This is a genomic window from Pseudoalteromonas sp. G5_S1_14_S5 (assembly GCF_054968605.1).
In genome coordinates, this window is record NZ_JBQKUM010000042.1 from 15,562 (window position 1) to 38,237 (window position 22,676).

General features: G+C 44.8%; 16 protein-coding genes. 9 read left to right on the forward strand and 7 right to left on the reverse strand.

Annotation, left to right across the window (positions count from 1 at the left end; all coding sequences use genetic code 11):
• Nucleotides 1–76: 76 nt before the first annotated feature.
• From ACTRWI_RS13555 to ACTRWI_RS13585, 7 genes are read right to left on the reverse strand one after another with little or no spacing between them, the layout of a single operon-like run.
• Nucleotides 77–1,042 carry a S49 family peptidase gene (locus ACTRWI_RS13555; protein WP_270000098.1) on the reverse strand — a complete coding sequence of 322 codons (966 nt, stop codon included), beginning with the start codon at nucleotides 1,040–1,042 and terminating at the stop codon, nucleotides 77–79.
• Nucleotides 1,043–1,064: 22 nt separating this feature from the next.
• Entirely contained in the window at nucleotides 1,065–1,748 is a 684-nt protein-coding gene (locus ACTRWI_RS13560) for an IncC plasmid conjugative DNA transfer DtrJ family protein (RefSeq protein ID WP_239917276.1), read from the reverse strand.
• Nucleotides 1,738–2,364, reverse strand: coding sequence for a hypothetical protein (locus ACTRWI_RS13565; protein ID WP_239917275.1), 627 nt, complete (start codon nucleotides 2,362–2,364; stop codon nucleotides 1,738–1,740). Before ACTRWI_RS13565 ends, ACTRWI_RS13560 begins: the two co-directional genes overlap by 11 nt.
• A 9-nt stretch (nucleotides 2,365–2,373) precedes the next feature.
• Nucleotides 2,374–4,287, reverse strand: coding sequence for a conjugative transfer system coupling protein TraD (gene traD / locus ACTRWI_RS13570; RefSeq protein WP_499132111.1), 1,914 nt, complete (start codon nucleotides 4,285–4,287; stop codon nucleotides 2,374–2,376).
• On the reverse strand, nucleotides 4,280–6,682 hold the full coding sequence (gene mobH, locus ACTRWI_RS13575; RefSeq protein ID WP_499132113.1) for a MobH family relaxase: 2,403 nt from the start codon (nucleotides 6,680–6,682) through the stop codon (nucleotides 4,280–4,282). The genes traD and mobH overlap by 8 nt, the downstream gene beginning before the upstream one ends.
• Nucleotides 6,682–7,476, reverse strand: a complete 795-nt coding sequence (locus ACTRWI_RS13580) for a hypothetical protein (protein WP_081230202.1) — start codon at nucleotides 7,474–7,476, stop codon at nucleotides 6,682–6,684. Before ACTRWI_RS13580 ends, mobH begins: the two co-directional genes overlap by 1 nt.
• Nucleotides 7,477–7,487: 11 nt before the next feature.
• Entirely contained in the window at nucleotides 7,488–8,297 is an 810-nt protein-coding gene (locus ACTRWI_RS13585) for a hypothetical protein (protein ID WP_270000093.1), read from the reverse strand.
• 2,410 nt (nucleotides 8,298–10,707) lie between these two features.
• Between ACTRWI_RS13585 and ACTRWI_RS13590 the strand changes: the two genes are divergently transcribed.
• From ACTRWI_RS13590 to ACTRWI_RS13630, 9 genes are all read left to right on the forward strand, one after another.
• Entirely contained in the window at nucleotides 10,708–11,754 is a 1,047-nt protein-coding gene (locus tag ACTRWI_RS13590; RefSeq protein WP_499132114.1) for a ParM/StbA family protein, read from the forward strand.
• A gap of 3 nt (nucleotides 11,755–11,757) precedes the next feature.
• Nucleotides 11,758–12,252, forward strand: a complete 495-nt coding sequence (locus ACTRWI_RS13595; protein WP_239917270.1) for a hypothetical protein — start codon at nucleotides 11,758–11,760, stop codon at nucleotides 12,250–12,252.
• Between the two features lie 273 nt (nucleotides 12,253–12,525).
• Nucleotides 12,526–13,155 carry a hypothetical protein gene (locus tag ACTRWI_RS13600; protein ID WP_499132116.1) on the forward strand — a complete coding sequence of 210 codons (630 nt, stop codon included), beginning with the start codon at nucleotides 12,526–12,528 and terminating at the stop codon, nucleotides 13,153–13,155.
• Between the two features lie 34 nt (nucleotides 13,156–13,189).
• A complete protein-coding gene (locus ACTRWI_RS13605) occupies nucleotides 13,190–13,735 on the forward strand; it encodes a hypothetical protein (RefSeq protein WP_239917268.1) in 546 nt (181 codons plus the stop codon).
• 3 nt (nucleotides 13,736–13,738) lie between these two features.
• On the forward strand, nucleotides 13,739–14,686 hold the full coding sequence (gene traF / locus ACTRWI_RS13610; protein ID WP_499132117.1) for a conjugal transfer protein TraF: 948 nt from the start codon (nucleotides 13,739–13,741) through the stop codon (nucleotides 14,684–14,686).
• A 152-nt stretch (nucleotides 14,687–14,838) separates the two neighbouring features.
• Nucleotides 14,839–15,366, forward strand: a complete 528-nt coding sequence (locus ACTRWI_RS13615; RefSeq protein WP_499132118.1) for a hypothetical protein — start codon at nucleotides 14,839–14,841, stop codon at nucleotides 15,364–15,366.
• A complete protein-coding gene (locus tag ACTRWI_RS13620) occupies nucleotides 15,353–16,759 on the forward strand; it encodes a conjugal transfer protein TraH (protein WP_446638951.1) in 1,407 nt (468 codons plus the stop codon). Before ACTRWI_RS13615 ends, ACTRWI_RS13620 begins: the two co-directional genes overlap by 14 nt.
• Nucleotides 16,760–16,762: 3 nt before the next feature.
• A complete protein-coding gene (locus ACTRWI_RS13625) occupies nucleotides 16,763–22,264 on the forward strand; it encodes a conjugal transfer protein TraG N-terminal domain-containing protein (protein ID WP_499132119.1) in 5,502 nt (1,833 codons plus the stop codon).
• Nucleotides 22,265–22,297: 33 nt separating this feature from the next.
• Nucleotides 22,298–22,636, forward strand: a complete 339-nt coding sequence (locus ACTRWI_RS13630; RefSeq protein ID WP_499132121.1) for a hypothetical protein — start codon at nucleotides 22,298–22,300, stop codon at nucleotides 22,634–22,636.
• Nucleotides 22,637–22,676: the final 40 nt, after the last annotated feature.

Genomic DNA, 22,676 nt, shown 5'->3' on the forward strand with positions numbered 1-22,676 from the left:
CGACGTTCTTGCACCACCTTGGCAGTAGAGGCGGAGTGTTGGCTGTCTTTCATTGAACAACGAACACTCCAGTTGTCTATCTAAGCTCCATCTCGCTGCCTGAGTTTAACTTCATGGCGGTTTTCGCTAACACCTCGGCCCAGAAATCGGAACTCAGGAGTTTCATCATGCTGAATTTAGGCTTGGTATAGTTCTGTATGTCCGTCACTTGGTACTCATCACGCAGATTTTCACGGATCTCGAAATGCGTTTGAATGTCGTCGGCAAATCCGATTTCAACGGCCTCTGAACCTGTCCAAATGTAGCCAGTGAAGATGTCCGGGTTGTCCGTTTCCAATTTCTCGCCACGACCTTCAATTAACGCCCCTTTGAACTCCTCAAATAATGGCTGGAGGACATGTGACTCTATGTGCTCTGTTGCTTCAGGGTTCTCGGGTAAAAACGGGTCTAGCAAGGCTTTGTTTTTACCCGCTGTGTATGTCCGTCTTTGAACTTGAAGTTGTTGAATCAGTTTGTCGAATCCCCAGGTATCCATTCTGACGCCGACACTGCCGATCAACGAGTTTTTATGGGCATACACTTTGTCTGCCGAGGAGCTGATGTATAAACAAGCCGACGCACACATTTCACCTATCGAAAAATAGACCGGCTTATTGGTGGTTTCTCTCATGGAAATTAACGTCCTATGTAATATCTCGGCTTGCACTGGGCTACCACCCGGTGAGTTCGCTTCAATCAAAATGGCATGAGCCAATGGATCTTTCATGGCTTTTCTTATGCTTTCTGACAGGATAGTTCCATCAGCTGTCGGACTGCCTCTCTCTACAGCTCCCTCCAGTTGTATGAGCGCTATGTGAGGAACCGGCATGTTGAAATAGTGGCTTCGGTATATGGTTTGACCGACCGCGAACAACACACCAAAAACAATGAAACCGACCTTAATACGATTTAGGTTGTGAATAGACCGGTATCGCAGCGTAAACTCTTTGAGGCTTTCTCTCAATGACTTTGGTTCTTGATTCTTTTTTTTAAATATCCGCATGTTATTGATTACCTATGTCTGTTTAAAAGCGTTGGAATTCACGCATGATAGTGGTGGTTAACAGGATGCATAAACCAATGAAAAATAGGGGTAAATATCGCCAGAATTCGCCATCAATGATGGGGACAACAAGGAATACCCACAGTGAAAAGAGAATGATGAATATCATGCGAAAGGCCATGGCCGCTATTTTCACGTTGTGCTGTTTAAAGGCGTAGATTCGCTTACGATATTCGTAGTAAGAATCACTCATGAACGCGAAGATAAGCACCCCACCTAAAAGAAGCCATTCCATGAGTACGTTCAGGCGAAGTATGCTGCGATACCACCACATCTTTGTGTTATCAACCAGCCGCTCTGAGATACCTGCGATAAACACCCCGGACCCATTGGTTTTTTTAGGTTTAATATAAAATCTATCAATGACGTTGGAGATGCCCGTATCGACCATCGTCGTCTGGTATTGACCGTTTACACGGTCGAACACTATTTCTGATTGCTCTTCGGTCATTGTCGACTGGACAATGGACACCTCATCGATGACGTCGGCTCTAAATTGCTCTGCTGACATACCAAACCAGCAATACAACAAAGAGAAGAACCAGATCATAAACCCTAACCTTACCCACGGGTTTAGTATTGTGACACCATCACCGAGTAAGGCTTTGTTACCTTCGTCGATAAAAGATTGGGTATCATGCGCCATGAGCAGCCTCCAATATCTTTTCAGGTTTGAGTAACAGGTCTAACAAATTCACCGAGCGAGGATCTTCGAAGGCGTAGGGAGCGATACCCATTGTATTGAGTTCAGGACGACCGAAGAGTTGAGGGAGCAGTAACAGGCTCAGTTGGCGACAATGTTTCTCGCTCTCTGAGGTTAGTTTTCTGTCAATGACTTCCATGCAACATACGCGGCTGGACGTAGCAAAGTCTGAAAATGAACAGCGAATCGGGTCCCAGATTAGGTCGCAGCCTGACTTTGTGTCTTCTGACGTGACCATGACTTTGAACAGTTCGGAGGTTCGGTCAAACACTTTCACAAAGATGTGCTTGAAGGCGACTTCTTTACCGTGCTTCTCATAATGCTCATCCCATGTGTCGGCCATCTCTCGCAATACCACATCAAGTAAGAGTTGTTCTTCTCCTTCATTGAAAGAAGCTGGCACAACGTCACCGAATAACCTCACTACTCGCATTTGAACCTCACCAAGAGACGGCCAAATAAACGCTTGATAATTCAATCGCTCGCTCAACTCTTTATCGATCGTTCGATTCAGATAAACGCTGGCAGTAATTTTTTTGAATTTGGTCGATACTTTCATAATCTTTCCTTAACGTGGCTCTACAGGCAGGCGGAGTAGGGTTTTATTTCCATTTGAGAAGCTGCATATAGCTTGCAAATTGGGTAAGGCCGATACCATGAACGGTGGAAATAAACTGCGCTCTTCTGATGACTCACGTACACCAGAACCTGAATTGAATGAAGAGACGGAGTCTTGTGTTGAGGCGCTGTTTGAAATCATCTTTTGATGCTTTCTTAGATCGGCAGCCCCCATCTTTTCTGATACATATTCACGAGTTACTTTGCCTTCACATCGCATGGCGATGGTATTGGCACACAGCTCGGTTATCCTATCGGCGGTCGCTTGCGAGGTTTTTTCTACGATGTCGGGCATGGACTGGGTACTTAAGTACAGTTCGTATTTGGATTGTCGACCGACGGCGAGTAAATTTAGTATTGGATCATTAAGCGCGTTATGGGCTTCATCAACCATAAAGCAAACCTCTGGCTCTTCTCCTGTACCAAAGTTATAACGTTCAGCTGACGATGCCGCTGCAGCTGCCGACACAAGCTTCGATAAGGTGCCTGAAATCACTGGGTCTGTTAAACCGTCTGTGGCGCAGTACAGCACTCCACCTGTGTTTGATAACTCGCGTAAATTGACGACGTTCGGTTGGTTGTCCGATAAATTATTTAAATCAGGGGACAACAATGTATCTAGAGGCGCCGAGCAAAGTTGTTCCAGAATTGCATTCAATGAGCCAGTTTTGGTGCTCACTTCAGATGATTTTTTATGGAAGGCGTCAATGATCCCTGAAAGTTGAGAGCAAGGTTTGTCTTTGGCCATGACATCGGAATAATACATGATCATGTTTTCAAGCCAGTCTTGCGATCCCATGGCCTTGATGCGACCGTTCATTTGGGCTTTCCAGTCCACACCTATTTCTTGACTGAAGTACGTTTCACACGTTTTCTCTACGACACGAACTAGACCTTCACGCAGGTAGTAATGAAGGGTACGAAGTGTGAGTCGTTCACCGATGTATTCCGCTGCCTGAGTAATTTGGTTTACACGTTCCCAACAGAATTGTTTAAAGACTTCCCCAGAAGAGCCGCCCGTTGGAATACATTCAACGACACGGGTTGCCAGTTCCGATGTTCGGTTATAGTTGGCTAGGCAATCAACAACGACAGACTCAGATGGCCGTGCGGGGGCAAAATAGTAGAACTGGTCCCCTTTACCTTGACGCTCCATCTCTGCTTTCAACCCATTTCGCATTTCCGGCGTATTTTTGGGGTCGATGACGATGAGCAAGCATTTTCGCTTTGACCATAGTTTGTTTAATGCGATTAACTTCAACAATGTTGTTTTGCCTGAGCCTGGAACGCCGTAGATGATTGTGTGTGCGCGGCCTACATCATAATGCACAGTCACATCTTTCTCGTTGCCCAAGGCCATGAGGAATGGCTCCCCACCTAATGCTTCGTTCAGATCAGGGTTATAGGGGATAAACTTCCTTAAATATAAAGGCACTTTTTGGTCGCGGCGTGCAGAAGGGAGGGCATTGATTTTATACATATTGATGGCGTGCTCAGGCCCCCAATTAAAGCCGGTCCCTAAGTACATACGGTCTTTGTATTTCTCTGCCTTCTTTCGAGTGTCTTCCAAAGACTCTATATCCAGTTTGTTTGAACACAATCGAGCCTGCATCTTTAGAATTGGCCATGCTTCAGAAGATCGTTTGGCGGCCATGACAAAGCTGGTGGCCATACCTAACCCTGTCAGCATCACCGTATCGGGAGCCGGTGTCTCAGTGAATAGGTTGTACAATGCTTGATATCCACCAGCGACACTGAAAAAAGCACCCGAAGCCAGCCATGCGCGAGCTTGTTGTATCTCAAACACTTCACGGAAGTAGTCTTGAATATCGTCATACAGCGGTTTTGTCTTTGACTTAAACATCAGAAGCGACTCCATTAGCAATTAAGTTCAATTCTTTGGCGAGGTTTGAATCTAAAATTAACTTCTCTTGCTCGCTGTTAATGGTGAGCTTTCCTGCAAAGAAATCGAGGTTATCCATACGCTCTGGCCTACCATAGTCATTGAAATTTTTAATTTGATCTAAGAACAGTTTTTCGCCCACACCGAACAGTTCTGCGAAGGCTTTGACGCAACTGCTGTCCAACTTGATGTGCTCTGTCGCGTCAATACCCAATATTTTCCCTGGCTCTATGTCATCTCCGAAGCGGTCAAAAAAGGCCGTCTTATTCATTTCCATGTTGGTCATCTCTACAAGACAAAGAACCCACGTTTTGTGCGCGTAGATTGCATTTCTTGAGCTGTAGCTGACAATGGAGTCACCATCGGTCTTACCATTGGATAGCGCCCATGCCATCACATAACATAGGGTTCTTAGGTCTTTATCAGACACATTTTTTAAAGCGGAAGCTCTTTGCGGTGCTTTTTGTGTTTGGGACTTACGCCCTTTAGCTGCGGAGGCTAGAGGTTTGGACGACGGTGCCTGAACCGGTTTGTCGTCAGCTGCGTTGATGTTCATGCCATCCCATACACTAGGTGCAGAATTGTTTTCTTCCACTGACTGATTTGTTTCATTTTCGAACACGATTGTTGGCCCACTTGTCTTTGACGGTGAGTTTGCATTTGTGGTGTTCGCCTTAGTCGCTGCTTTTTTCGTCGCTGGCTTTTTCGTTGCTTGAGGTTTGGGTGCTGGTTTCTGTGCAGGAACGTTTTTCTGAGAAGGTGTCGCTGTTGCTGGCTTCCCATAGTTGCTCGTATTGGCCGGTGCTGGTGCATTGATCTGCTGCGGGGTCGTTGTCGGTGATTGATTTTCGGCAGCTTGCATGAGTTCTTCAGGTGGTTTTGGTAGCCCCGGCAAATTCAACGAACGAGCTTTATTACGATTTACTTGGGAGCCTTGTTCTGGGTCCAAGTTATAAAGGGTCTGAAATGGGTTATCTTTTGGCTCGGTATAATCCAAGCTGCCTTTGGCGTCGATTGTTAAGCGTTCACCCATGCTAGAAAATTCGATGTAACAGTCTTTAAGGTTAGGTGGGCGTAATTCACCTTCGAAGACCAAATCTGGATAACTGATACGAACGATATCCACTTGTCGCATCTTCCCTTGCTTCGCTGTAAATGTGAGCCTCACAAAGTCTGACTCTTCATGCATCGGCTCCACAATACCTAGCTCTTCCATCTCTTGAACCACGATACCAATGTTGGATTCAATTCTGGCTAGGTGACCCGAGATGCTAGAATTAGCGTTCATGTGGTTGATGATGTCTTGCACGCCATTTCGGTAATCGAGGTATACCTCCCCATCAATGACATACATGCGAGCACCGATTTCATTGACTTTGTTCCAACGGTTTTTTCGTAAATCTCGGATGGCCGAGATAATGCCGTGACTCTTACCGGCTTTACGCTGTCCGATGAGTTTGTGGAATTGGGTTCTACGATCTCGTTCGGCACTGAGCGCATCGGCACGGCGCAATGGTTTCTCGATATACCCTTCCTTACGGGCATAGTTCTGCAGCGCGTCAATGATTGGGCCTGAAAGGTTATCGTTAGATTGATATAACCAGCGCTTTGCTGTGTCACTAAGTACTCTGTCTAATAACAGCACTGACAGCTTCTCATGGTAATGGTTAGCACGACGTGGATTCCAGCTAACGGTGTAGCGGTCAATACCGTATCTTTTACTGAATTCGTAAATGGTTTCAATTTGTGGGTTCCAAGTGGTATCCAGCTCTTTCCCCGAAATCCTCATGTCAGAAATGACTTTCCCTGCATCATGCAACAAACCTGTCAACCATGCGGCAAAGCGCCATCGCGGTTCTCGTAGCATCTCCTCATCTTGGAATCCGATAGCCAAAGGTCGAGAGCCCTTCGACATTCTTAAGGTCATTAAGGCAACATCTAATGAATGACGAAGTAGGCCGCCAACTTCATTGTGATGATGGTACTCACTAGCAGGCAGTAGGTGGAAAAATGAAATCACAGAACGGATCGCATGCATGTACGTGTTCATAAAGCATGGAGTCAGGCTTTTATCTGTACCTTCGAGCATGCCTACGGCAAGGAAAGTTTCCTTAATAATGCCTCTATAAGCGAATAAAATGTCCCCCTCCGTTAAGACAGGGACACCATCTGGCGTCGGCGGGTATTTGATCATGTTTGCGACTTCTTTCTGCAAGCGAGTGATCTCCTGCTGCTGCTTCAAAATAGTTTCACTGGCGAACTCCTCATGTAGCTCACCAGTTTTCAAGCGCAATTTCTCTTTTACGATAATTGCACTTTGAGTTAATTTTGATCTGACGCCATCAAACATTCGCATTAAGCTGATTCCTGTAGTGACTCATCGGATTTTTGAGTTATTACGGCTTGAATTTCTTCCGCACTCAGTGGGTCTTCGTCTTCGCCTAATATCTCAGCGCCACCAGCATGAATATCCACCGGTTCTGCTTCTTGCTCAGTTTCAGCTTCATTCAATGGAGCCGACACGTTATCTGGCTGCTCATCGGTGACCTCTTCAACCACCTCTACTGGTTTCAACTTTTGATTGATTTGCTGATTAACGCGTTGGTGTGTTGTGCCACGTCCAGTGTCTAGCGAGCGAAGTTGGTTGGTAATACGGAACACGTCGTTAGAGAAGCGCGACATCGTAGAAGCGAGTTTGATTTTCGCGTACTTGTAACGTTCTTCGTCGACATCGCCTACCATCCAAAGTACTTCCATGACCGCCATCGAGTTGTCGAACTTTCGAATGACCTGCAACACGCGTTGGAAGACAGGGTGGGTCACATCGATGACAACTTTGTGGTTATCTGGTACTTCGATTTCAGGAAAAGGTACATTGCGATTTTGTTTGCGGTATTTACGCTTCACTGCATCAGCCTGTCTTGCAAACTCACCTTGACCTTCTTCCAAATGTTCAAAGTTGGTTTCAAAGATAGACACTACCGCATCACGGTTTTCATCGTTGTCTTCGGTGGACTCGTACAGCGTCGCAATTCGTTGTGTTGCGCCAACCAATTGACCGCCTTTTTGACCTAAGTAGCGGTACATTGTCTCGCTTCGACACACGATTGAAACGGGGATGTGGCGTCGCATTTGCTTAAATTCAGCCATGGTGATTCTCCTTAGAGATTGATGAGTTCTGGGTAATGGTCAGCGATGACCTTTTCTAGCTCGCCTATTTTTCGGTTGTATTCCCTGCTTAGTGGGAGCCCTCTATCTGCAATGAAAATGCTGAGTAATACGCGTCGTTCCTCTCGAAGCGTTTTATAGCGCTCCCTTAATCCGAGGTAACGTCGTGTGGGTGGACTGATAATTTGCTTAAATGTTAGGAACAGCTTTAATTCCCAATCCCTCATGTATTTTTTACATTGTGATTTGGAAAAAGGGTGGGTCAGCACTTTGTAGGGAATCTTGTTCTCTGACTTGTTCTCGTACTTCGTCGCGAACTTAGGAATTTCATAGTATTTCTCTGAATTCGGAATCTTCTTATCGGGATCAAAGTGATACGCCTTCTTTTTTGTTGTTTTGTTTAAGCGGCTCATGTCACGCATTCGAAGTTCAAAACACATCACCATCTCCCAACCGTCTCTGTCTTTGGTGTAATACTTAGTCCCAATCAGTACATGGCCTGTATTGGCGAACGTGCTTCTACGATGGTAAGAATTGTCTTTGATAATTTTATGGTTCTGTTCGAGCTGAGGTTTTCGGTAATACTTGTCAGCTAAGTCTTCCATTTCGGCTATAAGTTCACCGGCTTCGGCATAGACCGCCTTCAGTTCCATTGCATTACGTTTTAGGTTCTTGGTGATCAAACCCAATTTTAAATCTGCATGGATATCGTCTTTTTTAACCTGAACATCAGCCTCAATGTCCTCAGTAAGAACATCAAGTTCGTCTGTTTGAACGTCAAGGACATCCGTCTGTTCATGCATAAACCCTGTCTCCTTCCCAAATGGGGTATTGGTTGATACTGCATGAATTAAATCGACGTTTTTTCAAATAAGGGACGAATTTTCGCTAATAGATTTCAGAATTGCTTTCCGAATAGGGCAGGTCTGCGGGTGTTTACTTTGGTATGAACAATGGTTCAATCATGAATGTCGTAGCCACGAATTTGAATTTGTTTAGCCTAACGCTTTGTCTCGCTACGACAGGGAAGGGGGATTAGTCAAACCAGCGTTCGTGGAATTCAGCTGGTGACTAACGATTCGAGCTCGTGCAGTCGCTCAACTCAATTTCTCTGAATGACATTGGAACTAATGACTTTCCACCAGCTCCTCAGCTGGGGACCGGCGGATGACCAGCTCCCAGAATTTTTTCCGGCGCAGATGTCGATTCCCATGTCTTGCACTGACACGGGATGATGTGTCCCGGCACCAGCGCCGGTTTATCACCCGAGAACCTGCTGGTCACGAGTATCACCTGGGCCTCGCTGGTATGAAAATCATCAAACTCAATGTCATTGCCTGACACTGAATGCAATAAAACCTGGCATCAGCTCCTCGGCTGGGACCCCGGCGGTTGGCCAGTCCCCAGGCTCTTGCTCGGCGTGGGTAACGATTCCCATGTCTCGCACTGGCACTGGGATGATGTGACGCGGCACCAGCGTCGGTTTATCACCCGAGAACCTGCTGGTCACCAGGCGACGCTGGTATCAAAAACTGAACCTCAATGTCATTGCCTGACGCTGAATGTGGTAAACCCGGCACCAACTCCTCGCCTGGGACTCGGCGGTTGACCAGTACCCAGGCACTCGCTCCGGCGTAAGTATCATTTCCCCATGTCTCGCACTGACACGGGATGTTATGACACGGCACCAGCGTCGGTTTATCACCCGAGAACCTGCTGGAGATGAATGCACGGACCGGGGCTCGTTGGTAACTAATATCCAAGTTCAATATCTCTGAGCGACACTGAATGTTTATGACCCGGCACCAGCTCCCTGCCTTGGAACCTGCCGATGACCAGCACCCAGCCGCTCGCTCTGGCGTAGGAATTAATTCCGCATGTCTCGCACTGACACGGGATGGCATGACGCGGCACCAGCGCCGGTCTTTCACCCGAGAATCCGCTGGTCATCGTGAGCTGAAAATCCGTCAATGAAAATTGGCTTGAACACCATTTTCTTGATTGTTTAGTAATTAATTCATATTCATTGTCATCCCGTGAAATTGAACCGTCTCGGGCAACGACTCAGTCTTGGGTAGTACCGATCGGCTTGAGATGATTTTGGGATATTTATATTTATTTTTTTGTTTTTAAGAAGGGCTGTACCGCTCAGGATTCGATTTCAATGTCTTGGTTAGACTCTTTACGGTTAGCCAAGTGGTCATTGATTCACTCTCGGGCTGGGTCGAATCATATTCATGGGATGTCACGGTCGATGAAAGATGCTCGGGCAAGGTCGATTTCGTTTCTTAGGGTGTCACGGTCAATGATTGATGCTCGGGCAGGGTCGGATTCTGATTCTTAGGGTGTCACGGTCAATGATTAACTCTCGGGCAGGATCTTTTCAAAATTGCCATGCGCCAGCGACCTCTCCCTTGGCGGGAGCCTTTTTTTTAGCTCCCCCTTTATAATACTACTATACGGAGGGTGGTACACCACCACTGATATATGACTAAAGGCCGCATTTTTGCGTGAATTTTCCTTGTCACCAGTCACTTTTTCGTCTTTTTGATACCACCCCATGTATATGTAGGAGATATGACCACCACACTCATAAAATCCTTATTTTCAAATTCCCTACATATATTGAGGGGGGTGTCAGACATCCAGTTTATTAGCAGGTGCAAATGTTTTCGGTGGTTCAATTTTAATCGAATTTTGATACCACCATTGATATATGTAGGGACAGTGATGCCAAATTCTGAAACGAACTATCGTTTCATGGTGGTTGATTAGCAGTGAAGATCAGAACTAGATTACTTTCGTTAAGGCGCGTCATTGAAAATAAGGATTATCAGTACCGCTCAAAATGTGTATGTCGGTTGATGGACGTTCTTTTGAGTAACGATTTTCGATTTCTGGCTAATTGCTTTCAAGAACGCGCAAATTTTCCCATACAATTCCCAATCCCACCAAAATAGAAACGATGTTATGCAATTTTTGTCAATTGTTTCTACAAATGTCATTCCTTAACCGATTTATTACGGTGTTTATCAATATTTCCCAAGTATCTCGATTTACCTCATACGCAATACAATTTTATTCGATTCATGCACGATATTTTTCAACAACTAACAATAAACATTAAAAATGCCCTCACTAATTGCTAAACCATCATCAATTTTTGTGTATCACTAGGTTTGACATCAAGACAAATGATCGGAGTGATTGATTATGAACAAACAACTGGAAGTTGCAGCGATAGATGTAGGATTTGGAACCACCTGCGTTGCATCTGAAATAACAGGCGATCACTGTTATTACCATTGCTTCCCATCAAGAGCTGTAAAGGTGAATCCTACAGAGCTGAAGCGACTGGAATCGTTTGGCACAACTCAGCGAAATACGGTTTTAGTCAACATTGACGGAAGTAGTTATGAAGTGGGGCCGGGAGTTTTGTCAAAAGCAGCTGACGCCAACGAAAGACTTCTTAATAAACGTTATATCTCAAGTCCGGCTTACAAGGCGCTGTTTATCGGTGGCTTAAGTCTATTAAAAACGGATTGCATTGACTTGCTGGTGGCTGGTCTTCCATTAAACCAGCTGGATCGTAAAGATGAACTACTCAATTTTATGATTGGTGAACATCATGTGGATGGGCGAGTGATCCGAGTAAAACAGGCACATGTCTTGCCGCAGCCACTTGGCGCACTTACTTATCATGCAAAGTCTGAAGCAATGAAAATGAACTGCGGGATTATGGAGGCGCTTGGGAACCGTGCAAGAGTAACTGTTGATCCAGGTTATGGAACAACCGACTTCTTGACTTCTACGGGGCTTACAATCGACGAAGAACGTACAAAGGCATTCGAACTAGGTCAGGGGAAAATTCTCAGAAGCCTGAGCACCTACCTGTCTGAGGTTTTGGGTACGTCCATCAGCACAGAGTTGGTAGACAAAGCATTCAACACGAAAAAGCTCGAAATATTTGCTGAAACGTATGACTTCCCTGTCGCTAATGGTGTCTTTGACTGCTTGCCGCTGATTGACAGTTTGTGCAATGAAGCAGTCGATTTACTTACTAACATGCTTGGTGAAGCATCAGACATACAAGAGTTTATTGTGTCTGGTGGTCCAGCTCCAGATTTCGCGAGAGCACTAGAACGTGCATTTCCGAGACATACTGTGAAGTTAGTCGAGAAACATGAAGTTGCTGTATGCCTTGGTTTTGCTGAGTTAGCTAGACAAATCGCGGGTGTTAATTCAAACAAGGTTGCGTAGCTTATGAGTAATAGTATCGATGTTAACCTGTCGACTTGGGTGGAAAGGGGAGCTATCGAGGTCCCCGATAGTCCTAAGTTTAAGCGCATCATGTTGCGGCGAATACTAAACAAAGGCGCAGTGATTAAGCGATTGCACGAGTCGAACTGGGAAAAGATATCATCACAAGTTGAGCTGACAATGCCGTTCAACGGCGAGAAGGTTAATGAGCGATTTAGAATATCTAAACGTGATTTCCCAGTTTTGTTGAGCGAATTGAATCATTGTGAAAACCGAAGTTGGTTACTACCGATTCTTTTTCAATTGGGGCTGTTATATCACCAATCCGGTGAAGCAATTATTAATCGATTTTTGGGTAACGTGAACACCAACAACGAACACGGTTCTTCACAGAACTCTCCACAGATACCTGAAGCTAAATCACCACAGACAGACCCTGCAGATTTGGTATCTACGGAACTGGTTGATAACTTGACTTCAAGCGGATTAATTAGTTGATTTTTTGCAAAGCGCATTTTTCAATAAGTCAAGACTTAATATTGAGAATGTGTATGTTTTTTTCAATCATTGTTGAGATTTTATACATCTATGCAATAATCCAAAAGGTCAGTAAAACAAATTGCGTATTATGGAATTCGTAATTTTGTATAAATGAACACAACGTCAATACTGTAAACGCAACCTAACAACGCTCGTGGTGAGCTTAGTAAGGTGTTTGAAAGGTCAATGTTGGGATCGCTCAAACCGCGTATAAGCATGGAAGATTTACTTATGAAACGTCTAGGCTACATGGCAGCCGTGCGTGCAATTTCCGCTCGCATATTGTTAGCTGCACACCAATCTGTTTTAACTAACAGAGAATGCTCCGCTCAAATTAACTTTCTGACTAACATCGACGTAGATCGATTTATAAGCATCGAGCCCGATACTCTAGAGAAGTTTGTAGAAACGCAGCATCATATCTTTACCCTTGCCCCATTACGTTCTGGCTGCACTAACCAAACAGGTTTATCGGTTCTCAACACCGCAATTGAAACAGGCCAGTTTGAAAACTATCGAACACGATTGAACGCTTATCTCAATGTCACTTCTGAATCTACACCTTCTACTGATGAGGTGAGTTTTCAGTGCCAATCTCTAATTCTCGCGATGCACAACCTCGCTCAAACAGATCCACATTCTGCCATGATTGAGCTAATGGCAACTCAACAAGAAATCATTAAGTTTGCTAGTTTTGAGTTGTTTCAGATTGTCAGGTTCACATCTGCCGGTATCAATCCTTTCGTATTTCACGAAGGTACTGAAACTGAGATGTTGAATGCCTTAGAGACTCATGAATTTCAAAGTCACAATGTCGGCGTAGAGCGCATTCGTATGCGTACCTTGACCGATATGATCTAAATTCAGTCTGTTCACAATTTGAAAGGATAGTCATATGTCCGAGATACAATTATCCACAGCGTCTCAAATGGCGCTGAAATTGGAGACGCGAGCACTCGATCTTGTACGCTTTGGTGCAAACGCAGCCACAATTAAAGACCTTTTAGGTTCAGTGCCTAAGTCTGCTCAACATGAGCTTGGCCGAATGCAGACAGACTTTAAAAAATCAAGAATGGGTAAAGATGCGAGCTTTCTTCATCAAGTACCGGAAGCGTTTTCCATCTCGAATAAGCTTTGGGCTTATTATTCAATCCTGTCCAATGACCCATCAGTTAAATTGCCGCTTCAAGACAATATCGACAAGATGCTTGATGCTTATGCAAGAGTATTTGATGAATCGAGTGAAGACATACGTGCTTACGTGAATTTTAATCGATTTGTTCAACTCCTTCATCGTATCGGTGACGGTACAATTCACATTTTCAAATGTCAGTGTGGGACAAAATATATTGGCCACACTGAAAGACCTGGTACTGGTTGTGCTCATTGTCGTGCAGAAAGAGCGAGAAATCGTCGTAAAGCCAAAGCCGCTGAGGTATAGATTATGAAATCGAACTATCTAGGCTTTTCGATGTTATGCTCCCTTGCATTTGCAGCTACCGCGACGGCAGATGCAAATTTCGTCAATGATAAAAGTGCCGCTCAAGGTTGGCACTTTTATGGGGAGCCTGAACCAGAGGAACCCAAAAAGCCCGAGCTTCCACCAATCCCTATAGCCCCTCCAAGTGCAGCAAAATCTGGGCCTGAACCTATGTCGACGAAATGGATACGAGCGCACTTTATGGAGTTTGTTGGTGAAGCAATTGATGACCCTAGTCCGGAGAACATCCAACGAGCCCGATACATGCAACGTGTGATTATGGACAAGGCGACTTCGTTTAGGGAAGCGTGGATGCAAGATGTCATCAACAACCCTCTTCTTGATGAAACACAAGCAAGGCCAACATCGAGTTTTGCTCTTAATGCTAAGAATGAAGCTAAGAATCGTGCAGAACAGGAAGTGGTTCAAGAAGTAGCAAAACAAGCAGGGTTATGGTTCTTTTTTGAGAGCACTTGTGATTACTGTAAACGCCAAGCACCCATTGTCCAACGCCTCATGAGCAAATATGGCTTTAATGTAAATGCGATCAGCATCGATTTAGCGCCAATGGAAAATGGTATGTTTCCTGAGTATCAACCGGATACCAAGCAGAAGTATAAAGAGCTAGGCGTTCAAAGAGTGCCTGCTTTGTTTTTAGTTGGTAATTCCGGTGAGTTTGTAGCGCCCATTTCACAAGGTATTGTGACTGAAAGTGAAATCGTAAGATTGGTTCTTATTCAGGCAAAGACGGCCAATGTGATTTCAGAAGAACAATTTAACGACGCGTCAGCAGTTGAGTCCCTACAGCAAATTACACGATTTGAAGATATTGATGAAGAAAGAGCCTTAACAGACGCAAACTATCTAGTTGAAATCTTAGAATCGAACCTCAAAGCACAGCAAAGTTACTAGCTTTATCACGGTTAATTGGAGCCTGTTCATTAGTTAATGAGCAGGCTTTTTTATATCAGTTTCACGTTAATTACCGAAAAAAGGCTCCTTATTTGAATTTTTTGTACTGGCGTTAAGTAACACTAATCCTAGTTCTCTATCAGGATATGGTCATGAAGCTTATACCAGTGGTTCTACTGACATTCAGTACATTAGTGATGGCTAACAAGTCACAAAAGCCCGTGATTACGTCATCAAACACTACAAACTCCCATCAATCGACGACTCTACAAATAGTAGAAATGCCCGATTACGAGCGGCTATTTGGCGCTATTACGTCGAATAAAGGCGACGTCAACGCGTTGAAAGTCAGCCTACTAAATTTCTATTCAAGCTTGCTCCCAGTTTTGCGTTATGAAGCTCTCGTACTTGAGGTGCCTGAAGCTTTGACCGCTTATAGCTCTGCAGAGTCAGCAAGCTACGAACTCGCCAAGCTTCACCTTATTGACCCTGAAACTATAGAACCAAGTGAATATCAGTTTTATGAGCGAGTAGTGGTTGAAGATAGCTACGAAATTGCGAAGGAGTTGGTTCTCAATGTGTTGCCGTTTATCCCTTCCTCTGAATCAGCTCAACAGAAAAGTTTGACAAATAATGTCAATGCACAAGCGCAGGAGGCAATCAATTATGAAACGTATTAGGTCTTTTATCGTTGCCGCCTCGCTGACATGCTCTATGAATGTGTTGGCAAACCCAATGCAAGACGTCTTCAATGGGTACTCGACAGGTCATGGCATTGTCGACTACGAAACCAGTAATAAAAACGCCATCGCACTCGGTTCTTTTTCATACCGTGTTAAGAGTCATGATCCAAATATCGTGAACTTTCAAGTTCCGTCGATGAAAGCCGGATGTAACGGAATCGACCTTAATCTGGGTTCATTTTCAATGATCAAAGATTTAACAGGGATGCTCCAAAACTCAATGAGACAAATTGCAGCGGGTAGTGCGTCATATGCCTTCAACCTAGCTTTAGATGCTCTGTGTCCGACGTGTGCTGCAAACATCAAAGCCTTGAAAAAAGCGATGGATGAATGGAACAAATTTTTCAAGAACTCATGTGAAGCGGGTCAGGCATTAATGGCCAACGCGGTCGGCCCATATGAACAATCAATCCGAGATGCTTTAGCAATCGGTCAAGCCGCAAACTCAACTGGTGTTGCGACAGATTCAGCTGATTGGTTTCAAAACATAGCCCCAGGCACTTCATTGCTTGAGCTCTCGCAAAAAGTTCAGAATGGTCAGGAATTACTGACAGGTAACCTACTAATTAACGGCATGAGAACATCAAAAATGAATGTTGGCGCCTCTGACTTCTTCCCTAGATTTTCGGAAACCGTCATGTCACTAGTTGGGACCGAGATCCGAGATGTTGCTGATAACACTGACCCTGACCGCCAAGGTGTCGAAACCTCTTCAATTGCGACAACTCCGGTTCCTGCGACATTGACTCTGCTAGATATCGCCTTTGGTGGCTTTGATACTCAAGAACAAGTGACAAGGCTCAAGTGTAATGACGGTAACCCAGATACTGTGGCCAGCTCTAAATGTCTTGATGTTACTCAGGAAACGATTGATTGGAGGCCGTTGAACAAACAGTTCTTAGAAGCGTTGGACGGAACGACAGACGGGACCGCAGGCGTATTAGAGGTCTATCGAACAGGTGCTCGCGGTGCGAATGATTTTGGTCCTACTCAAAAAGCAGTGATACAGGGTGGCGGTATGGATGTATATGGCTACATAGCTTTACTCGCGACCAAATACAGAAAAAGTTCAGAGGTCCAAGGTTACTACGAGGCAATTGCTAATGAATACGCGTACAACTTTGCGATGCAATTTTTCACATCTGCTCGTGCGTATTTGGATGCGGTTGCAATCGCGGCTAAAGCCGACAGCGATGCTAATGCCCAAGCCTACATAAAAGAAGCAAGAGAAATGTTGAACATACAGATGGACATTGTGGACCGCCACTATGAACAACAAGACTCTAAGAACCGTTTGCATATGTTAGTCGAGAAGAGTATGGAGAACTAAGTCATGGAATTTCTGATATATACCATTGGTAATTTTGATTGGGCTAGACAAGTTTTCCTTGGCTTGTCGATGGCGTTCGATCCATCAACAGGCGATTTTGGACAGCCTAACTACTTGTTCGGTCTTGGATTAGTTCTTTCCTTCTTCGTTGCAGCCTTCAAACAATTCTTTGAAAAGGGTCAGATTGGTGGTGAATTTTTAGGAACAGTGTGCAAGGGCTATCTTATCTGGATGCTGTGTTTCTACCCGAGGGTCGACATTGTTGTCGAACATGCTGGTACGGGTGATTCAGCGTATTTTACTGACATTCCTGTTGGTTTAGCGATAGGTGGGGCTGTAACGACTCAAGTACCTATCGCGTTTATCGATATTTTGAGTGACATCTTTGTGATGCCTCAGAACTCAGGCACACACTTAGACGCACTTAGAACGCTGGTGGCCATTGAAGGGTCTGTAAATAGTCCGAATATTCGTACTATTGGACATGCAAATAGTGATTTCATACGAAGCATAGACAGTTACATGAATGGCTGTTTGTTCAAAGACATGGAAGTTGGTGGAGCCTATCAAGAGGCGAAGGTTGGCAATGTATTGACGAATGTCGATGCTTGGGCCGCGATGGAGGTGAGCTCAACGATTTGGTACATCGACATGTACCTTGAAGGTCAACCGTCGTTCATGTCGTGTAAAGACGCTTACACTGCACTGAGCGCGTACATTGATAATGACCAATCGAAATTAGCAGACGGACTCGATGAGTTAAATGAAGCGAAAGGCATTTCAGCGACACAAGTAAGCTCGGCACTTCAGCAGTTGGGCTCTGCATCAATGGACAGCTACACATTTCAGATGAATAACTTCCTTGATTATCACGTCAAAAAGAATGCTATGGGGTTAGATGCTAGTCATTCTGCACGAGGCCAACTTGTTGACGCTATGGAATATCAAGCGAAACAACAGCGTCTTTTCACTATGGCTGGTGACAGAAACTTGTGGCTTGAAATGGCCCCTGCCACCATCTCATTTTTTGAAGCATTCGTGTGGTTTGCAGCACCACTTATGTCCTTCTTTATCATCTTTGGTGAAGGGGGCTTTAAGATCGCCGCGTCATACATGCGATTCTTAGTTTTAGTTGGATTGTATCCATTCGTGATGATTCTGATTAACTTCTATCTCGATTGGTCTATTCAAAATGCGTTGGAAACGTCGATCAGTGAGCAAACAGCATACACCATTGGGGGATTGTCCAACTTCTATTCCGAAGCGCGAAGTTATATAGCGACCGCTTCTTACATGACGACAATGGTTCCAATGTTAGCTTATATGCTTTTAAAAGGTGGCGAGTACGCAACCGTGAGTATGGCTGGCAAGATCGGGGGAACCGCACATGTTAATCCTAGTGCTGTCGCACCAGATATTGCAGTTGGTGCCAAAAATGGCTCACTCAGAATGGGTAATCACAGTTGGACTATGGGTGATAACGGTGTGGTTCATTCAACAAATCAAATTCAAGACCAAAATATGCCAACACTCGGTGGTATGTCGAATATGACCAGTAACTTGTCCCTTACATCAAGTATGGCAGAGTCGCGAGTTCAATCAGCTCAAGCTACGCATCAACAGTCATGGGGCCAGCTTTCTCAGCTTATGACGCAGATTCAAAAAGGAAAAAGTGCGAATGGCAGTGATAGTCATCAATATTCTGAAAATGCTCAATTTGCATCGCAGGTTCGTGAAGGTTTACAGAAAAACACCAATCTAGATACACAAGAAATTACTCAATTGATGGGTAAGTTAGTCATGGGTGGTGGTGGTTCTGCTAGTGGAAATTTAGGTTGGGGAAATGGGGAGGATTCAACACAGCAAACCTCTGAGAGTGCAAAGACGTCAACTCAAGCTTCTGACTCTACCCAATACACTAATGGAGAAAGTAATAAAACAATGTCGAATACGCAGGGGGGCTCGCAGACTGACGGACGATACGGACGTGGCCGCGTGACGAAAACGAGTCAAATAGAAGATAAGGGCAATTCAAAAGCAGAAAGAGTCCAGGTTACTGACACTAAGAGTAATGAAAAGAGTTCCGGAAAAACAGACCGAGTGAGTTCAAGAAACAAAAGTGACTTCGCAGTTGGTCTTGATGGCCGAGTTCAGGTTAACGCAGAGGGCGGGTTTAACCTTACGGAACGTGAGGCAGAGGCATTGCAGGCAAGCCTAGGTTACGTGACCAGTGAACAAGGTGGCACCGGTGCTCAATACACCAGTCAAGAAGCGATTCAAAAGGTTCACGGTCTTTCAAGAACGACAGGTTGGGGCGAAACGGGACAAAATGCTATTCAAGACCTGAAAAGTTATACAGCTGCGAAACAATTCCAAGAAACGACGCAACACGCATTGGGTGTTGCAAAAGGTTTGAATCAAAATTATTCAACCAATTTTACAAATGCGGCAAACAATAAGGAATTTAAAGAGTGGGTGGCTAATGGTTATAACACCGAAAGTGAGATGGCCAACATGAGCCCAGAGGAGCGTAGAGTCGTTGAGGCCAATGCTCAGGCCCGAAACCTCCAAATACAACGTGATGCATCTAAATACTATCACGGAGATGTGGGTCGTGCTGCAGCAGTACTTTTCTCAAGTGAAATGGTTAATCAATATCAAGAAGTGGCGAACGCTAAAGACATGAATTCAATGAAATCGGGCTTGATGGATATCTCGCAGAAATTCAATGAAGCCGACTTCTTGATTGGTGACAAAGCCCTTAATGATATGTCGAAAAACTTTGCCACGATGAGTAACAACTTAGGCTCTGTGAAAGATACCACCAGCAACTTAGCTGTAGCAGGCATTCCGGAAGAAATTCAAAGACACCAGCAAGGCTTTGAGAAAACACGAGATGAACGACTGGGTGAGGTTGGTACATTATTGACCACCAAAAATATCAAAGATGAGCACGAGGAAAATGTTGTTAAGGCTCGCGCCAATGCATCAAAAGTTGCGCCTGAGAAAACAGATGAAATTAAGGCCATTGAAACTGCCACTGATACAGTTAATCCAACTCCAATTTCTCAAGAAGTTAAGAGTGCTGCGAAAGATGCAGGTGGATTAGTAAATGACGTTGCAGCAGGGCTAGTTGCTCAGTTTCACTCTGCGACAGCGCAACAGCTATCAGAGCCAGCCGCAGAAAATATGAAGCATTTAGAATCACCATTGAATAAAGGAGCTGATTTATTAACAAGACCACAAATTGCAACTAACCCAAGTGCTCGTGATTTTGGACTCACCACTAATTCCGAAGGTGTGTATGGTGCCGCTGTGATCGCGTTAACCAGTGATGAAAACACACTCAATAAAGATGGGCTACTCAGTGACACGGAAATCAAGCATCACAATAATGCGGTTGGGAATATAGAAAAACTAAGATCGGAAATGTCTGAGGATGAGTCATTTGCCAAAGAAGTAGGTGGACTTGCATCGGGCAAATACACCATGGAAGCGTTAGAGGATTATAAACTGTTTATGGGTGGCTCTGAGGACGGGTTCAGAGACATTGATTACAACAACGTTGCTCATGTTGCTTCAACACTTGGTACATCCCTTACTGATGAGCAAGTTTCGAATCTATCAAACCAATCTGAGGTCAATAAGAATTACGATGTCGTAAATGGCAAATTGTTATCTAAACATTATCTGCAGATTGGAACAGAGGATGGGGCTGAACACCAGAAAGCTTACCACGCAGTTAAAGATACACCGAATGAAGTGAAGTTGTCACAACTTGAAGCGACAGGTAAAGAGCAAAACGAAGCTGCAATTAAAGAGGGCCAATCTAACGGAACAACTCCATTAACGGGTGTTAATGACACCGTAGCGAACACAGCAATGCCGGGTTCTGTACCGTCAAATGAGCCATCACCAGTACCAAGTTCAATGACAAAGTTCGCTGAAACTGCAGCGCAAAGCTTGGCACTTATGGAGGTATCAGAGAACAGTGGTATGAGTGACGAACAGAAATTACAAATCTTTGACTCCATTGACAGTAATACGATTTCTGTAAAAGAAGGAGCTCAACTGTTCAATGCTGTTAGTTCAGGTGAAATGACCGCTAATCAGGCAATTACGTCGTTGCAAGAGAAAGAGGAGATGCTTGCTTCAACAGAAAATACCCAACCTTATGCTCAACCAACAGAGGTATATAATTCAAAGGAAACAACGACACAACCAACCCAAGGCAATGATCAAACAGGTTTCTCCAAACTAGCTTCAATGGTTGTTAGCGCATTATCTAGTAACCCATTGCCGCAAGAGGACAGTAATAATCAGTCTACTCAAGTTCAAAGTAATCAAGAGGTAGCTCCTGATAATAAGTCAGCCGAAACGGTAGATACGTCGAAGACCTCTGACACTGTAGCTACGAACTCACGCCCTGATAGTTCAGCACCACAGTCGGTGGCTCAAACGGGTACAGTAGCGCCAGCAACACAAGTGGCAAGCGTATCACCGCAAAAAGTGGATGAGACAGTACCTACGAACTCATGCTCTGAAAGTTCAGCACCACAGTCGGTGGCTCAAACGGGTACAGTAGCGCCAGCAACGCAAGTGACAAGCGCATCACCCCAAAAAGTGGATGAGACAGCACCTACGAACTCGCGCCCTGAAAGTTCAGCGCCACAGTCGATGGCTCAAACGGGTACAGCAACGCAAGTCGCAAATGCATCACCACAGAAAGTGGATGAGACAGTACCTACGAACTCACGTACTGAAAGTTCAGTAGCACAGTCGGGCAATGTAGAGTCAGTAACACAACTGGCGAATGCACCCACTGACTCCAATAACGTCGATCAAGGCGCGGGAACTATTGAGGACTCTCAAAATGATTACAAAATGGGGAATCAAACCAAACTAGCATCACTCAACGACAGTGATCCAAGTTCGCCTTCTGTTACCAGAAGCGGTTCAATGGACCTAGCATTATTGGAGTCTTCACAGTTCAGTGGTATGGCTGATGGAGAAAAAGAGATTGTGATGGAAGCTATTGCTAGTGGCCAACTTACTGCTGATGAAGGCATTGAAGTGTTCAATGCAGTTCAAAGTGGAGAGATTAACTCTGATGAAGCTATTCAGATAGCTAACGGGACAAAGGAATTGCCGAGCGCTCGTAATGAAATGTTGGCTTCTACTGGTTCTAGTCAATCTAATAGTGACCTTACTGCGAGCTCAGATAGTGACATGGAATCGGCGCGTACAGGTGCAGACAATGAGTTCATCGCTAAAGAAAGCGACGCACAATTAGCGTCAACGAACATTGAGGCGCCAGTATCAGGAGCGGTCGAGCAGCCAAGCGCTGAACAGTTTGAAGCGCAAGTGGCGATGGATACTCCTAACCAGTTTGATACATCGGTAGCGCCAAGTGATGGCGGAGAAATGAACTCTACCATGCGCGAGGGTGAACAACACTTAGCGTCAACGAGCTTTGAATCGCCAGTATCCGGAGCCGAAGAGTAGCAAAGCACTGAGCTATGGGGTACGCAAGTAGCGATGGATACTCCTAACCAGTTTGACACATCGGTAGCACCGAGCGATGGTGCAGAGCATGACTCTATGATGCGAGAAAATGGTGCTCAACTAGCATCAACAGGATTTGATGCTCCAAGCGATGGAGATATGGACCCAAGTACGTCTGACGCAAACTTAGGAGACAATTCTAATATGTTGGATATTGCGACAGCTTTAACTACTGGCGACAAGACAAATCTTGAAATGGATGCCGATGAAATTATCAATGGCGACAAGCTTGATACTATAGTTGGCTTGGGAGGTTCAGTAGGAGAAATCGATGGTGACGTGAACTATGACCAAGAAACAAAATATACATAGTGCCCATATTGATGACGTTTAATCGATATTTCTAATAACT

Coding starts and splice junctions, on each gene's coding strand:
- ACTRWI_RS13555 (WP_270000098.1), bottom strand. CDS start 1,042: ATGCGGATATTTAAAAAAAAGAATCAAGAACCAAAGTCATTGAGAGAA.
- ACTRWI_RS13560 (WP_239917276.1), bottom strand. CDS start 1,748: ATGGCGCATGATACCCAATCTTTTATCGACGAAGGTAACAAAGCCTTA.
- ACTRWI_RS13565 (WP_239917275.1), bottom strand. CDS start 2,364: ATGAAAGTATCGACCAAATTCAAAAAAATTACTGCCAGCGTTTATCTG.
- traD (WP_499132111.1), bottom strand. CDS start 4,287: ATGTTTAAGTCAAAGACAAAACCGCTGTATGACGATATTCAAGACTAC.
- mobH (WP_499132113.1), bottom strand. CDS start 6,682: ATGCGAATGTTTGATGGCGTCAGATCAAAATTAACTCAAAGTGCAATT.
- ACTRWI_RS13580 (WP_081230202.1), bottom strand. CDS start 7,476: ATGGCTGAATTTAAGCAAATGCGACGCCACATCCCCGTTTCAATCGTG.
- ACTRWI_RS13585 (WP_270000093.1), bottom strand. CDS start 8,297: ATGCATGAACAGACGGATGTCCTTGACGTTCAAACAGACGAACTTGAT.
- ACTRWI_RS13590 (WP_499132114.1), top strand. CDS start 10,708: ATGAACAAACAACTGGAAGTTGCAGCGATAGATGTAGGATTTGGAACC.
- ACTRWI_RS13595 (WP_239917270.1), top strand. CDS start 11,758: ATGAGTAATAGTATCGATGTTAACCTGTCGACTTGGGTGGAAAGGGGA.
- ACTRWI_RS13600 (WP_499132116.1), top strand. CDS start 12,526: ATGAAACGTCTAGGCTACATGGCAGCCGTGCGTGCAATTTCCGCTCGC.
- ACTRWI_RS13605 (WP_239917268.1), top strand. CDS start 13,190: ATGTCCGAGATACAATTATCCACAGCGTCTCAAATGGCGCTGAAATTG.
- traF (WP_499132117.1), top strand. CDS start 13,739: ATGAAATCGAACTATCTAGGCTTTTCGATGTTATGCTCCCTTGCATTT.
- ACTRWI_RS13615 (WP_499132118.1), top strand. CDS start 14,839: ATGAAGCTTATACCAGTGGTTCTACTGACATTCAGTACATTAGTGATG.
- ACTRWI_RS13620 (WP_446638951.1), top strand. CDS start 15,353: ATGAAACGTATTAGGTCTTTTATCGTTGCCGCCTCGCTGACATGCTCT.
- ACTRWI_RS13625 (WP_499132119.1), top strand. CDS start 16,763: ATGGAATTTCTGATATATACCATTGGTAATTTTGATTGGGCTAGACAA.
- ACTRWI_RS13630 (WP_499132121.1), top strand. CDS start 22,298: ATGGATACTCCTAACCAGTTTGACACATCGGTAGCACCGAGCGATGGT.